Source organism: Idiomarina sp., from assembly GCF_048260185.1.
GTDB lineage: Bacteria > Pseudomonadota > Gammaproteobacteria > Enterobacterales > Alteromonadaceae > Idiomarina.
This window is the reverse complement of the sequence record NZ_JBLXHB010000005.1, coordinates 297,160-312,638: the sequence shown is the minus strand read 5'-3', so window position 1 is coordinate 312,638 and position 15,479 is coordinate 297,160. Positions and strand designations below refer to the sequence as shown.

Sequence of the window (15,479 nt, the reverse complement as noted above, 5' to 3'; positions counted from 1 at the left end):
TGGGGTTCTTGCTGGAATTAGCGAAGGAAACATGCACCAGCAGTAGGTGAAGCATCAACCAGATAATCCGATGAGATGCCGGTCTGTCTCACTCTCATGCAAAGGTAAGATCAACCATTTAATCCGCTTACCCGAATTTATTTGCCACTACACGTTCACAAGTTGCAGACCACTATAGCTATGTTCAACGTGTTAAGCGAGTATTGGGCATAGCCAAAAAGTTAAAAGATTCATTTGTGAAAAAGCTTTCAATCAAAAAACTAAAGCTGAAGTTTTAGTAACAAGGTAAGTAACACGCTTGAATCTTAATATTTTTTATCCACTATAAAACAATAAGTTATTAGATCTTATCGATTCCGCCTCCGGCACCAAGCATTCTCAAGCCCTGCACGCAAGTGCGGGGCTTTTTGCATTTTAGCCATTGTGCCAGTTTTGTACCAGTAGCCTGATGTTCACATCAGGTGCGATATCTCACCTGACATAAATGTCAGGCTACATGCGCTCACAGAAGGTTAAAAGGGTCATCCACAGAGCGGGATGGTTCGGTAAACCAAAAAGCCCCCTCTTCGCTCATATAAAAGTGGTCTTCCAGGCGCACGCCAAACTTTTCCGGGTTAATTACCATAGGTTCATTACTGAAGCACATTCCCGGTGCCAATTCGGTCTTGTCCCCACCGACTAAATACGGCCATTCATGCAAGTCCATACCGATACCATGGCCTGTTCTGTGCGGTACACCGGGTAATTGATAATCGGCTTTTAAACCCAGTTCGCTCAATTTAACCCGAACTGCGTCATCAACCGATTCGCAGGTTTTACCTATATGAGCCGCATCAAAAACAGCCTGCTGTAAGTCTCGTTCATACTGCCAGAACGTCTGTTGCTCTTCAGTCGCGTTGCCAAAGGGGTAAGTACGGGTGATATCAGAGTGATACCCGTGCAGCTTGCAACCGGTATCAATAAGCACCCAGTCGTTTTTCTCCAGCTTCTGCTCGTAATTAACACCGTGCGGGTAGCTGGTTCCTTTACCAAACAGCACAATACAGAAAAACGACCCAGACGCGCCCACCTTTCGGTGTGCTTCATTAATAAAACCTCTAACTTCAGAAGCGGTTACGCCCTCGTGCAGCATGGCACCGGTGGCTCTGTGCACGGCCATGGTCATATCCATAGCCGTCTGAATTAACGCCAGCTCTGCGGGCGACTTATGCATACGACAGGCAGCGGTAATGACTTTTGCGTCACACATTGTTTCAGCTGGCTTGCGCTCTTCCAGCTTCGCTACAACGCTGTATGGTGTGGACTCATCCAACGCCAATTTATAGCCATCAGAAAAATGCTCCGCTAAAAAGTTCAGCAACCGTTCATAAGGTGATTCATGTTCGTCCCACAAAACCGTATCCATGGGCAGTATCATAGCCTGGGTTAATGAACCGACTTCAAACGCGGGCGCTATTAAGGTGACATTTCCCTTAACCGGGATAACGGCGCCGACCAAACGTTCACTGGGGTACCACTTCAAGCCGGTAAAATATTCCAGGTTAGTACCTGCGTTTAAATACATAGCGCTGATGCCTTTTTCCTGCATCAATTGCTGTGCCTTAGCAACGCGCTGCTGGTACTCTTCCAGTGTAATAGGCTTAACACCTTCAGTCATATCTTCCAACGCCCCGAGCGCCTCGTCTAACTTCGCAATTCCTACGCCATGCGCCATAAAACTCTCCTTATTAAGTCTGCCAACAGACAATAGTGGATATCGAACGGTCAATTATGTTCAAACTCACTTGATTAAAGCCGCTAGGTCGAACATTACTCTATAAGCGAGTAATCTAACTCGCGACATGAACAATCTCAACTGACTGTAAACCACGATTTGTTTTCCATTGAATAGATTGCCCTACGGAAAGACCAATAAGCGCCGCCCCTAAAGGAGCAAAAACCGATAAGCTGTCATCATATTTATCTACCTGATCAGGTGCAGTCAGAGTTTTAGTAAACACTTTCCCTGTTTCTAAAACCTTAAAGGTCACCTGCCGATTCAGACAAGCAACATTGGCCGGCATAACATTCGGCTCAACAATTTTGGCGCGAGCCAGCTCAACTTCTAACTCATCCAAAAACTCCCGAGGCAAACGCGTCTCATCTAAATGATGCTCAATAACTGCCATATCGACACATGAAATAACGATGTTAGGTCTAGTATTCATATTCTCTCCCATAAAAAAGGGCTCCGGAGAGCCCTTTAAGTCTACTCATCAAGTTTCTTTTTCTTCTTTTCTTTTCGTTTTTCTTTCAATGTTAATTGTGGTTTTTTCTTTTGTTTTTCTTTACTCATTGGATTCACCTTATCTGTTCAAATGTTTAAATTAATCCGCACTTTGCACAACTAAGTTACTCCAAGGCACTACCCTCCGTTAAATTCATTTCTAAGCATTATCAGATGCGGGACGATTTTGATTTACCGTCAGGACTTCCCACTTTATTGATATATCTTTAACGATAACTGTTGCAATATCTCCTACGCGAAGCCCAAGCAATGTCGAGCCTAAGGGAGAAATAAAAGACACTAGATAGTTGTCGGTATCCGCCAGCTCTGGTGGAACCAACCTAACCTTTACCTGCTCCATTGTTTTCACATTACGTAGAACAGCGGATGCTCCAACTCGAATTCGTTTTTCAATTAACGCTTCTTTTGACTCACTGAATTCAAGCCTATTCATTAAAATACTAAGCTCCACGGGATCAATCAGCATTTGCTGCCCCGCTTCCTGAAAAATTGGGTTTGACGGACAAACCGAGGTTTTACAAAACCTGAATGCACGCTTAAGCACGGCTTTATCTCCAACCGAACTGAACATTAAATTATCTAAAGGGAATAACAGACAGGCCGAACGCTTAAAGCGCGTCCGGCTTAATTTGGAAAGGTGAGAGCGGTACTCTGTATAGAATAGTTAGACTTAAACATGATGTCCTCTTAACAACTGAATCCATCATAGCCCGTTAAAAATTTAAAGCAAGCTCCCGGAATATTCGTCCAGGAATAAATGACTTATAAGGCTTTCTCAGCTATGACCCGCTCTATCCACGCCATTGAAAAGGACAAGTCTCGATGAGTCACATAATATAAGGTGCGATGATGCGTGCCTTCTGTCGGCAAAGCTCTAACTAACCCAGCTTCCAACATAAGTGGTGTTGTGATACTAGGAACGTAGGCAACTCCAATACCTGATGCCACCGAATGAATAATGCTTTCATTGGTATTCAATTCAATAACGTTCGCTGGCTTAATGCCAAGCTTAGCCCAAAGTTTTTCAGTAAGCCGGCGAGTGGCAGAGCCTTTTTCCCGAATAAGCCAAGGCTGTACTTCCAACGCTTTACCATTGTCATCGGGCGGCGCAACTAGCGTCATGCTGTCTTCCTTAAACGGCTTAGTGAGTATGTCGTCGCGTGAACTTGGACCTTCAACCAGCCCTATCTCGTCCTGAAACGACTCAACTCGGCTGAGTATTTCATCGGTATTACCAATATAAACATTAATTTTGAGCTCGGAACGTTGTTGTTTTAGCACATTGATATAAGCCGGCAACCAATAATTACCGACAGTCTGACTGGCACCTATGTTTAACGTTTCCCGTCGATTACTGTGTAACTGTTCAAAGTATCGTTCGGTGCTGTCACTAAGCGATAGCATTTTTTGGGCTCGCTCGTACAGCCACATACCAGCAACAGTGAGTTCAACCTTGTGTGAACGATGCTTTCGTCCTCTTTCCCGCATCACCAACCGAGTGCCCAGCTGCTGTTCAATATCCTTTAGGTTAATAGATACCGCAGATGTGGTCATATTTAGCTGCACACTGGCCGCAGTGAAACCGCTGGTTTCCGCAATGGTTTTAAACACTTGAAGTTGGCGCAAATTAATCATAAATATATTTTAACTTTATAAAGTTTTATTAAATTTTAATTAATATTGATTGCACTATACTCCAGCCTAAATACAAGAATCAATACAAGGCATAACCATGAACCATCCTATCGTAGGGCTCATTGCAGCGGTTGTATTAGCAATAGGTGTTGTGGAGCTCCATCTATGGCTTCCAGCTATTCAGTCTGTTTCTCCGCTATTAATCAGCATTGGCGTTGGGATTCTGGTCAGCCATATATTACCGGCACGTTGCAAAGAACCGCTCGCTCCTGGATTAAATATCGCTAAAGGATCAATATTACGAGTTGCCATTGTCTTATACGGTTTCAATATTACTTTACAAGCCTTATCTCAGGTTGGTATTTACGGTCTATTCAGCGCGGTTACCATGGTATCAGTTATTCTGTTTGTCGGTATTTGGGCCGGAACCAAGCTGTTTAAGCTTGATAAAGAGCAAGCGATTTTAGTTGCCGTGGGCAGCGCTATTTGCGGTGCAGCAGCCGTTGCTGCGATGGAACCAATCATTAAAGCCAAACCTCACAAAGTAATAACCGCTATCAGCACCGTAGTTGTATTTGGCACGCTTTCTATGCTGCTTATGCCATTAGTGTTTCAATTTTTCGATATCAACGAGGCCCAGTATGGCTTATGGGTGGGCGTTTCCGTCCATGAAGTTGCACAAGTAGTTGTCGCCGGCGACTCAGTTAGCTCAAACGCGGCACACATGGCGGTATTGGAAAAAATGCTTAGAGTGGTTTTATTAGTACCTGTGTTATTAACATTTGCAGTATGGATGAGACAAAAGTCAAAAGGTTCAGACAAAGAAAGTGGTGATAATAAAGTCTCCGTTCCTTGGTTCGCTTTTCTATTCATTGGCGCTATTATCATCAACTCACTGAACTGGATACCGGACGACGTGACGACAGCATTCACAGCAGCTGCCACTTATTTACTGTGTATTGCAATGACCGCTTTAGGCATGCTCACACACATCAGCGTCATCAAACAAGGCGGCGCAAAAGCATTTGCACTCGCCGCCCTGCTTTTTGTGAGTCTGTTCATTACCGGTTACCTGTTAGCTCAGTTCGCCTAGTAATCACGTCTTTTCTCATAGACTTTCTATAGCTAATTAACTATCTCACCTGACGCATTAGCGTCAGGCTACATCAAATACGTTCGGATTTCTTTCAGTCGTGCAATGTAATCCTGACTAAAGACATTCTCCGCACGTTTAATGTAAGCCTCTAAATCAACGTACTTCAGCGCATTCCGAAAGTAGAATCTATCGGCAAAAGGCTGCATTTTTTCCGTTTCAAAAATCGCTTTTATCTGCCCGAAGTACCTTTCAATATCATTAACCATAGACACCATATGCCAGTCGCTACCGTACATCATTTTATCGGCCAGTTTAAAAGGTTTGTCGCCAGTGGCTTCACGCGTTAGCTCTATCTCAAGTCGTTTAGCCAGGCTTGCCTGTGCTTTCTTGCTTCCGACAATTTCGTGCAGGTAGGACAAATCACAATAGACATGCTGGTAGCGCCGACACAGCTCAACAACTTTACGAGCGTAGTTATTTGGGTCATTCCATTCATCTTCCGTATCCGACAGCCACCCTTTAACCCAGCGTCCGTTCATTTTCCGCTTTCCACCACCGGCATGGCCAAAGCATAATCTCATGGTTTCTCTCTGCTTATTCTTTGTCAGCGCCTGTTCCCAATAATCCGGGTCTGAATTCAAGCCCGAGCCTTTATAGGCTTGAAAACCTTCCGGGGTACAGTGAGTGAAGACCGGAATGGAATACTCCACACAAAAATCCAGAAAGTAATCGACAACTCGTTCTACGTTAGGTTCGTTGCCTGCAGGCTTGTAACCCATAGGAGGATAAAACTTGAACCCTGCCTTGCCATGTTCTAATGATCTTTCTATAGCATCATGAAGCACGCGGTCAGAGGGAGATTGAGAAACAAAACGTAAGGGGTCAAAAGCGGAGAAGCCAAGGACTATTCCATCCGAAAAATTCTCCAACGCTGTCATGCGCTCCAACTGCTGATCATAAAAATCGTATTTGGGCTTGTCATCAAATGGGTAAGCCATATCCATCATGTAATGAAAAAGCACATAGCGTTCCGAAAAGTTGTCGTAATAGCCCTTTAAACGCTTAAGTATCCCGACTTCACTGCGTAGCATATTCAGGACAAAATCTATTTTGTCCGCAGCGTCTTCCAGAAACTCCAGTGACTTACGCAGCATTCGTTCAATCATTTTGTGAATGCCAGAGAACCAACCTGATATTTTATCCTGAACCTGAGTCTCTGCTTTGAAAGTCCATTTCGTTTTTATGTAATCTAACTCAAGTTCCTGAGCCGATTCACTGTCACCGTAATACTGGTGTATTTCCTTCAGAACCGAATAAAGCTCGCTGTTAATGAATTGCTCCTGATAGGCTTCGACTAACTCTGGCTTGCTACCACCGTCTGCCAATAACTCTTGTACCAAGTAGTGCTCTATCTCAATACAAACCAGGTGGGCAAATTCGTTGCAGATTTTTTCAGTGGCGCCTTTTTTCGATGCTACTGAAAACGATTCCAGCCGCTCTTTTAGCGTAGAACTGGCGGTTAGGGAATAGGCCAGTTTGCTAATCAACTTTGCCGGTATTTTCCAAATTCCCCAACTATCAAGAATCCCCTGCAAAGGCACATAACGAGCGTTAAAAAGGTGGGTATGGGCATCAACAACGAAAGGTAGTTTACTCATGGCCGTATCCGTTTGAAGTAACCTGATTTTTTCTAGGTTTTAGTTAAGTTAATAACTCGTAGAAGATCAACCGGACTCCCGATAATTGGTAACTTTTCCTAATTTTTGGTCAGACACACAAAACCAAATAAAAACAAAAATATTAAGCCATTGATTTAAAAATGATTTATTTCTGGCCTAAGAATTGCTTTGTTGTCCATAATAAGAAGATAAGAACAACAAGGAAACATCATGAGTGTAAAATTTGAAGACCGTCCAATGGAAAAAGTCCGCGAAGAGACGATTGACCAGTTGGTAATGAACTACGGCCACGGTGAATTATCTGAAGAAGCTTTTGAACGCCGGCTTGATCAAGCCATGGATGCAACTGAACATAGCCAGCTTTCCGATTTGGTAGAAGACCTGGAGCTGAAGCCCGACACCTCATACGACAGCATGAAAGAGCAGAAATTCTCACCACATTATGGCGAAGGACGCATTCAACCAACCGAAAAGGTGATATCCATACTGTCTTCTAATGAGCGCTGTGGCGTGTGGACAGTGCCGCGTGAAATCACCATCTACTCTCTGCTAGGCTCTGTAGAACTAGACTTTACCGATGCCGTTTTTCAACACCCGGACGTCACTATCAAAATTATTGGCGGGCTTTCAAGTCTTGAAGTTTTTGTCCCTGAAGAAATTACCATTAGCACCAACGTCTTTAGTGTTCTTGGCTCCACCGAAAATAAAGCACCCTCAATGGGCAACCTGAAACAAGCTCCGCATATACGAATTGAAGGCTTCCAGTTGCTTGGCTCGGTTGAAGTGAAAGTCAAACGCACCATAAAAGAGAAGTTCGTAGCCTTTGCTAATAGCTTGAAGGGCACCTTTCAATCTCGCTAAAGTCGGGATAGGTGAATTCAGTTGCGAGTCGATGACCGCTGGCCTAATCTAAAAGCCTGGTACGAGCGTATGAAACAGCGCGACTCATCAAAGGTTTAAGGGATACACATGATTGAACTCTACACATCAGCAACCCCCAATGGTTATAAAGCGACGGTCACACTAGAAGAAATGGGGCTGGACTATAAACTGCATCATGTGCAGTTGCAGGAGAATGAGCAGAAACGCCCGGAGTTTCTGAAAATGAACCCTAACGGTCGCATTCCGGTAATTGTCGATAAAAACAACGATGATTTCGCGGTGTTTGAGTCCGGCGCCATTATGCTGTATCTGGCTGAAACCTACGACAAGCTTAATCCTAAAGACCCGAAAGAACGTTCACGTATGATCCAGTGGCTGATGTTTCAGATGGGTGGCATTGGTCCCATGATGGGTCAGGCTAATGTCTTCTATCGGTATTTTCCGGAGAAACTGCCGTCGGCCATTGAGCGCTATCAGAACGAAACCCGCCGGTTATTTGAAGTACTGAACACACGGTTAGGCGAATCGGAATACTTAGCGGGCGATAATTTCTCGTTAGCGGACATTGCCAACTGGTGCTGGGTACGTACCCACGACTGGTCCGGTGTGGGTCTGGATGGCCTCGAACACTTAAAACGCTGGATGAATACGATTAATGAACGCCCGGCCTGCCAACGCGGCGTAACAAAGCCGGAGCGTATGGGCGACCCTGACGAACTGGTCAAGAGCGCCCAGAAAATGGTCCAGCGTTAAGCCGCAGCCAGCTGCGCCAGATACTCATCGTAACTACCGGCAAAGTCGCGTAAGCCTTTGTCGGTAATTTCGATAATACGGGTAGCCAATGACGACACAAACTCTCGGTCATGGCTGACAAACAGCAAAGTGCCTTCAAATTGCTCCAGCGCCAGGTTCAGCGACTCTATTGATTCCATATCCAAATGGTTCGTCGGTTCGTCCATCACCAAGATGTTCGGGCGCTGCAAAATCAGTTTACCGAAAATCATCCGACCTTTTTCACCACCAGACAATATTGATACCGGCTTTTGAATGTCGTCTGAAGAAAACAACATACGACCCAGCACGCCACGAATGGCCTGTTCGTCATCGCTTGGCTGCTTCCACTGATACATCCATTCGTAAACCGTCATATCCTGCTTAAACCAGTGCGCGTGATCCTGAGCATAGTAGCCAATATTGGCATTTTCAGACCATTTGATGCTGCCTGAGTCCGGCGTGTACTCGCCCATCAAACATTTCAATAATGTGGTTTTACCAATACCGTTGGCACCAATAATAGCGACTTTCTCACCCACTTCTATCGAAGTGCTTAAGCCTTTTAACACCGCTTCATCTTCAAAGCTCTTACGCACGTTTTCGGTTTCAAGTGCCAGTCGATACAGCTTCTTCTCTTGCGTGAAACGAATGTACGGATTAACCCGACTGGACGCTTTAACCTCATCCAGCTGAATCTTCTCCATTTGTTTCTGCCGTGAGGTAGCCTGCTTGGCTTTCGAGGCATTTGCCGAGAAACGGCTAACAAAGCTCTGCAGCTCGGCAATTTTCTCTTTCTTCTTGGCGTTATCGCTCATTAACTGTTCACGCGCCTGAGTGGCGGCAAACATGTATTCGTCGTAGTTGCCCGGATACACACGCAGCTCACCATAGTCAATATCGGCCATGTGCGTACAAACCGTGTTCAAAAAGTGACGGTCGTGCGAAATAATAATCATGGTGCTTTGCTTTTCGGCTAATACGCCTTCCAGCCAGCGAATGGTGTTAATGTCCAGGTTGTTGGTCGGTTCGTCCAGCAACATAATATCCGGCTCAGAAAACAGTACCTGCGCCAGTAACACCCGAATTTTTACACCCGGCGCCAGCGCAGACATTAAGCCAAAGTGTTGCTCTACTGGTATACCCAGACCCAACAGCAATTCACCGGCACGGGATTCAGCGGTATAACCGTCCATTTCAGCAAATTCGGTTTCCAGATCGGCCACGCGCATGCCGTCTTCTTCGCTCATTTCGCCACTGCTGTAAATGCGGTCCCGCTCTTCTTTTACCGCCCACAGCTCCTCGTGACCCATAATAACGGCATCAACGACACTGTAGTCTTCGTAAGCAAATTGATCCTGTCGCAACTTACCGATGCGAATATTAGGTTCGAGCGACACATTGCCAGACGAAGGCTCCTGCTCACCACTTAATATACGCATAAAGGTCGACTTACCGCAGCCATTAGCGCCTATCAGGCCATAGCGGTTACCGTTACCGAATTTAACAGAAATATTTTCAAAAAGAGGCTTTGCACCAAATTGCATGGTGATATTTGCAGCAGAAATCACGTAGTCAACATCCAGGATCATAGGGTAAAAATTGAGCGCGCAATGTACGTGTTTTTCGCGTAAATTACAAAGAAAGATTCATTATAATAGGTAAATAGATTATGCAAATGTCCTGGACAGACATCTCTTCAGGTTTAAATAGAATCTGGAATGTCGAGTTGTGGAAAACCGGAGACTCGCAGATATATCTCAGTCAGGTAATTATCGCTATTACGCTGATTGTTGTCGGCGTCATTGTCATACGCTGGATAGGCTCCAGCCTGGTCAAGCGCGCCTTAAAATCCGGCCATGCCTCTCAGAACACCATTTACGCCTTTCGTAAGTTATTCTCGTTTCTGGCCTATGTACTTATTGTTCTCATTGCTCTGCCGGTCGCTGGTATCCCCATTACCATATTCGCGGTATTAGGTGGCGCATTAGCCATTGGTGTCGGTTTTGGTGCCCAGAACCTGCTCAACAATTTAATTTCCGGCATGATATTAATTGCCGAACGCCCTATCCGCATTGGCGACATTGTGGAGCTGGAGAACGAACGTGGTCGTATTGAAGAAATTGGCAACCGCTGTGTGCGCATCAAACGTTTCGACGGTGTGCATGTGCTGGTACCAAACAGCTACTTTCTGGAACAGCGCGTAGTGAACTGGACGCTGGTATCCACTGAAATACGCAGCACAGTCACCGTTGGCGTTGCTTATGGCTCGCCGATAGACAGAGTCCGCGAATTGATGATGGAAGCGGCCAGCCAACACGAGAAAATCGTTCAGCGCTTACCTTTTGAAGTGTTTTTCGATGACTTTGGTGACAACAGCCTGACGTTTAATTTGCTGTTCTGGACGGAAGTAGAAGCCCCTATGGATATTCGCCGGGTGCAGTCAGACATTCGCTTTAAGCTGGATAAGCTTTTCGCCGAGAACGATATTGTTATCGCCTTCCCTCAACGCGACGTCCATTTAGATACCCTAAAGCCGTTAGAGATAAAAATGACGTAGCCTGACGTTCACGTCAGGTGAGATATTGGATCGAGCATAAAAAAACGCCAGGCTACATAGACGTAGCCTGACGTTCACGTCAGGTGGGATATTGGACCTGACATAAATGTCAGGCTACATCCTACAGCCCTTCTCAATCAGAACTCGTAGCTGTAACTTAAGCTAACCACGGTTCCGACTTCTTTACTGCGAACTAAGATATCTGACTGAGTCACTTCCTGATCTTCGCCCAGCAGGTTCTTAACTTTTAAGCCGATTTTAGAATTAAAGCTCGGATAATAGTTGTAAACCAAGTCCAGTGAGTGAAAGGGTTGCTCATAAGCATCCTCACGTCCACCAATACCGGCAGCCAGGATACGCTCACCAAACACGTTATACACCAGTGAGGTCGCATGTTCACCGTTAGCTGAGTCGTAGTTCAACTGGAAGTTGGCAACGTACTCAGAGTGTCCGGTCATACGTTTAGTCCGGTTGGTTAAGTTACCCGCCAACGCCGGATCAATCGAGGCTTCAGAGTCACTCCAGGTTAAGTTACCCGAGGTAAAGAAACCGTTCGCCAGATAACCTAAATCGTGCAGCCATTCAAACTCAACACCATAAACTTCAGCTGATTCACCATTAACGTAACTTAAGGTGTAATCTTCATCGCCCACCTGAAGCACTGACTCAATGGGGTTCCCTATGTCCTTATAGAAAGCCGCAATGGTGTAATTGTCGCCATTATCGGCATAGTACTCAAAGCGTGCATCGTAGTTACGTAAATCACTGCTCTCTAAGCCAGCTCTACCGAACGTACGAATGTCCGTAATTGGGTCGTAGTAAGCCACCGGCACTGTTTCACGTAAATCCGGACGCACAACGGTTTCGCCGTAACCAAAACGCAGCTGGTAATTATCACTGGCCATATAAGTCAACGATAAAGCCGTGTAGAGGTCGTCTTCAGCAATGGTGCTTTCAAGCACACGCTCAGGATTGAAATAATTATTTAAATCCTGCTCACTAAAAATTAAGCTCGATGTTGCCAGAGAAACCTGTTTAAAGTCTTCATAACGAACACCACCACTTACACGCCAGGTGTTATCGAATATTGCATCGAACTCACCGTAATAGGCATCAATTTTCTGAGCGGCCAGATAGTCATCCGCATTTGGCGCACCGGGTTCACGGAAAGAAATACGGAAATCGTTGTCATCAATAACATCATCCGTCAAATAACCCGTGACACCTAACACGTCATCTAAGTCGTCCAGCACTGACAAACGCGAACCCGATGCATTGTCCAGACTAAAGCGACTGGTACTGTAATAACGCGCTTTATCAACAAAGTCATAGCCTGCTTTTAGCTCAAGCTCTATTCCAGAAAATGCAAGTGGTAATGACAGGTTACCGCCGTAAGACTTAACGTTATCTTCCATATCAACAAACTGGAAAATAGCACGGTTGTCATCGCCCGTTACGCGAGTTTCAGAGAAGTTACCCTCGGTGTCATAAATATCGTCAAAACGATACGAAACTTCGGTAGGGATATCCGTTTCCGCTTTTGATTCCGTATACTGCCAGTCGAAACCAATGCCCCAATAGTCCATAAGAGTATGTTGGCCGCGGAACTGATCAACGTTTAAGACACGCTCTTCGTATTTGAATTCGTGCTCGCGGTTAGCTATACCGGTTCCAACTATGGTTTTCAGGTTACTACCGTTCGGGCTTTGCTTGATACCAAACTCCGATTCATCTTCCGAGTCTTCTAGATAAATTTTGGTATAACTGACACTGTGTGTATCTAATTCATAACCCGCAGTGAAAAAGCCGTTCAGACGCTCAGTTTCTGTCGTTACTGTGGTTTCTTCAAAGGTGTTGTAACAAGACTTAGAGATGTCTTCGACCGTCGCCAGAGACGTTGAACAATCAGCTGTTGCGTTGTTACTGATAACCGCATTCTTGCGTTCAGAAACATCCCAGTCATTATCGTAGGAAGCCGCGGCTAACACGCCTATAGTTCCACCGAAAAATGATTCGTCAAAGCTATTACCTAAGGTGGCTTTAAAGTCCATGTTAGGGTCTAAAGATTCTTTCTTCAGCACCATGTCTCGTGGCAATTGCTTTGCCAGCGAGGCATTAATTGCTCTTGCCTGATTACCCGCACTATTTCCAGAACCCGTCAGACCGTCGGTATTAACAATATTACGTAGACTAAAGTCACCCTGGTAGCGGCCAATTGCGTCTTTTATGCCTGCCGGAATACCGCTGTCGTCCCGGTTATAGGTATAACCTTCGTCTGCGTTGCTGTTCATACCAACGCCCGCTTCAACACTAAAAACAAAGTCGTCAGGCAAAGAACGCGTACGAATATCAATATTACCACCACCAAAAGCCGCCGGCATAGAAGGTGAAAACACCTTTTGTACTGCCATACTCTCAATAATGGTCGATGGAATAATATCCAGCGGAATCACGTTACGGGTTAAATCCGGGCTGGGAATGCTGGCACCATTAATACGGGCACTTGAATAACGCTCGCCTAAACCGCGCACATAAATAAATTTACCATCGACTAGGGTTAAACCGGTCACCCGCCGTAAAGCCGAGGCCGCGTCGCTGTCGCCAGAACGAGACAACTGCTCGGCACCCAGAATATCAGCCACAAAAGCCTGATTTTTACGTTCCTGAACAACAGCCGCGGCACTACCCTGCAAACGACTGCCGGTGGTAACCACTTCTTCAATGGTCGATTCGCGTTCAACGTCTGCTTCATCGGCTTGCTGAGCCAAAGCTGCTGGCGCAGAGGCAAACAACCCTAATCCAACCGCTAAAGCAACAGGCTTGAGTTTGTATTGATTTTTCATAACCAACTCCTGCAATAAAATCGGAAAATAGGCGCAACACCGTTGCGCCTATTCATTCGCATTCCAACTCAAATTAGTCTGCGTCAGCAGCAGCTACAGCAGTTTCAACCCACTGGTACCACTCAGAGCTTGTATCGTCGTCAGACAATGCGCCGATGAAATCAACCGGAGTAAAGAAGTCATCGTTTAGTGACGTTAAGTCATTCGCCGAGATAGTGATAGAAGAAGTCATATCTGTAGAGATACCGTCGTCATTCAGAACAGTAGCGGAGCCATCAAGAATTTCGTTTACGCCGCCGTTCGGATACCAGGCTGAGTAAGTTTCGCCATCTGCAAAGGTGTTATCACCGGTATTTACGAAGTTGTTAGTACAGGCTAAAACTGAGCTGTAGAAGTCCAGCTCGCCGTTATCTACGCCTGCTTCACCGTCTGAAGTAAAGAAGATACAACCGTCGTCAGCAGTACCATTCTCTTTAACTTTCAGGACGTTATACATTTGACCCTGGAAGTTATCATCAAACTTAGTGGCAATAGATGGATCGTTATCACGTACAGATTTACCATCAGTGGTGATAATAGTTACGTTAGCAATGGTCGGTGCTGACGTTGGTGCCTGGCTGTAGTCTGGACCGTTATTTTTCTCACCGTCGGCTTCAAATCCGCCGTTACCCATGTAGTTAGTATTGCCATCTACCGTCACTGTACCGTGTTTAATAAACAGGAACTGTGCACGGCCTTGCCAACCAGCATCGATGTCCATTGAGTCATCCTGAGTATCGGTGAAAACCACGTTTTTAACATCCGCTTTCCCCCCGAAGAACTCAATACCGTCATCATAGCCTTGATGAATATGGATAAATTCATAAGATGATCCAGAACCAACAGCGTTTAAAGTTAATGAGTTAAGGTCATCGCCATCACCACCATCGCGAGGGCCTGAACCGGCGTACCAAATTTTTGCATATTTCATTGAGCCGCTGCTATCAGTGTTATCATTACCACCGTAATAGCTCACAATACCTTCAGACTCTACGTTACAAGTACCGCCATCGCGCTGTGCATCAGTACACTGGTTGGTAATACCGTTACCGTTAATAATGATGCCGCCCCAGTCTGCATAACGTGGCGCGTCGCCAGAAACATTCAGACGGTCAAATGCGTTAGCTGAGGTAAATGTAATTGGCTTGTCGAAAGTACCAACAGCATTTAACTGCGCGCCACGAGCAATCTGAATAATGGCTTCACCAGAGGTGAAGGCCAATGTAGCACCGGGTTCAACGGTCATAACCGGGCCATTCTGGTTAATTTCACAGCTTGTCGTCGTGTCGCAATCGACACCAACTTGCAGCGCGCCTTCAAATACGTGCACACCACCGTCAGGCAACTCTTCAAAAGTAATATCTTCATCAATTTCGATGGTCGCACTGGCGAAATTTTCATCATAGGTACAGTCTTGACCGTCGTAGGTACCTTCCACGTCGCCGTAACTAGCGCACTCTACGCTGGTACCGCCATCGCCACCATTACCTCCGTCAGCGCCGCCGCCATTATTAACCGTTGGTGTAACATTAATATCGCCGCCGCAACCGGCCAAAAATAAAGCTGTCGTTACTGCAGAGATTTTGAATAAGGTATTAAATTTCATTGGGTTCTCCCGACTTGGATTTTATCCAGTTATGATTTAAGTCGGGGTGAAGAGTAAAACGCTTGCATGACAATATTGTGA

Annotated in this window: 12 protein-coding genes; 4 read left to right on the top strand and 8 right to left on the bottom strand. The window is 45.5% G+C overall.

Going from position 1 to position 15,479, the window contains the following annotated elements; translation table 11 throughout:
• Nucleotides 1-502: 502 nt before the first annotated feature.
• From ACN0RF_RS12500 to ACN0RF_RS12485, 4 genes are all read right to left on the bottom strand, one after another.
• Complete coding sequence (locus ACN0RF_RS12500) at nt 503-1,714, bottom strand: M24 family metallopeptidase (protein WP_011233885.1); 1,212 nt, start codon at nt 1,712-1,714, stop codon at nt 503-505.
• Nucleotides 1,715-1,829: 115 nt separating this feature from the next.
• Nucleotides 1,830-2,207 (bottom strand): GreA/GreB family elongation factor, encoded by a 378-nt coding sequence (locus tag ACN0RF_RS12495; RefSeq protein WP_324186825.1) that lies wholly within the window; start codon nt 2,205-2,207, stop codon nt 1,830-1,832.
• Nucleotides 2,208-2,426: 219 nt separating this feature from the next.
• Nucleotides 2,427-2,831 (bottom strand): GreA/GreB family elongation factor, encoded by a 405-nt coding sequence (locus ACN0RF_RS12490; RefSeq protein ID WP_417439275.1) that lies wholly within the window; start codon nt 2,829-2,831, stop codon nt 2,427-2,429.
• Between the two features lie 218 nt (nt 2,832-3,049).
• On the bottom strand, nt 3,050-3,922 hold the full coding sequence (locus ACN0RF_RS12485) for a LysR family transcriptional regulator (RefSeq protein ID WP_417439274.1): 873 nt from the start codon (nt 3,920-3,922) through the stop codon (nt 3,050-3,052).
• A gap of 97 nt (nt 3,923-4,019) precedes the next feature.
• Here ACN0RF_RS12485 and ACN0RF_RS12480 point away from each other — a divergent pair, with 97 nt between their 5' ends.
• Nucleotides 4,020-5,015, top strand: a complete 996-nt coding sequence (locus ACN0RF_RS12480) for a YeiH family protein (RefSeq protein WP_011233881.1) — start codon at nt 4,020-4,022, stop codon at nt 5,013-5,015.
• Between the two features lie 68 nt (nt 5,016-5,083).
• On the opposite strand, the gene ACN0RF_RS12475 is transcribed toward ACN0RF_RS12480, so the two are convergent.
• Complete coding sequence (locus ACN0RF_RS12475; RefSeq protein ID WP_417439273.1) at nt 5,084-6,676, bottom strand: amidohydrolase family protein; 1,593 nt, start codon at nt 6,674-6,676, stop codon at nt 5,084-5,086.
• 231 nt (nt 6,677-6,907) lie between these two features.
• On the opposite strand from ACN0RF_RS12475, the gene ACN0RF_RS12470 reads away from it, so the two are divergent.
• Complete coding sequence (locus tag ACN0RF_RS12470) at nt 6,908-7,558, top strand: DUF1707 SHOCT-like domain-containing protein (RefSeq protein WP_417439272.1); 651 nt, start codon at nt 6,908-6,910, stop codon at nt 7,556-7,558.
• Between the two features lie 108 nt (nt 7,559-7,666).
• The gene (locus ACN0RF_RS12465) at nt 7,667-8,332 is read left to right on the top strand and encodes a glutathione S-transferase family protein (RefSeq protein ID WP_417439271.1); all 666 of its coding nucleotides are present in this window, start codon (nt 7,667-7,669) and stop codon (nt 8,330-8,332) included.
• On the opposite strand, the gene ACN0RF_RS12460 is transcribed toward ACN0RF_RS12465, so the two are convergent.
• The gene (locus ACN0RF_RS12460) at nt 8,329-9,921 is read right to left on the bottom strand and encodes an ABC-F family ATPase (protein ID WP_417439282.1); all 1,593 of its coding nucleotides are present in this window, start codon (nt 9,919-9,921) and stop codon (nt 8,329-8,331) included. The genes ACN0RF_RS12465 and ACN0RF_RS12460 overlap by 4 nt on opposite strands.
• A gap of 101 nt (nt 9,922-10,022) precedes the next feature.
• Between ACN0RF_RS12460 and ACN0RF_RS12455 the strand changes: the two genes are divergently transcribed.
• Nucleotides 10,023-10,910 carry a mechanosensitive ion channel family protein gene (locus ACN0RF_RS12455; protein ID WP_417439270.1) on the top strand — a complete coding sequence of 296 codons (888 nt, stop codon included), beginning with the start codon at nt 10,023-10,025 and terminating at the stop codon, nt 10,908-10,910.
• Nucleotides 10,911-11,047: 137 nt separating this feature from the next.
• On the opposite strand, the gene ACN0RF_RS12450 is transcribed toward ACN0RF_RS12455, so the two are convergent.
• Nucleotides 11,048-13,753 (bottom strand): TonB-dependent receptor domain-containing protein, encoded by a 2,706-nt coding sequence (locus ACN0RF_RS12450; protein WP_417439269.1) that lies wholly within the window; start codon nt 13,751-13,753, stop codon nt 11,048-11,050.
• Nucleotides 13,754-13,826: 73 nt separating this feature from the next.
• Complete coding sequence (locus ACN0RF_RS12445) at nt 13,827-15,398, bottom strand: hypothetical protein (protein ID WP_034818319.1); 1,572 nt, start codon at nt 15,396-15,398, stop codon at nt 13,827-13,829.
• Between the last annotated feature and the right edge of the window lie 81 nt (nt 15,399-15,479).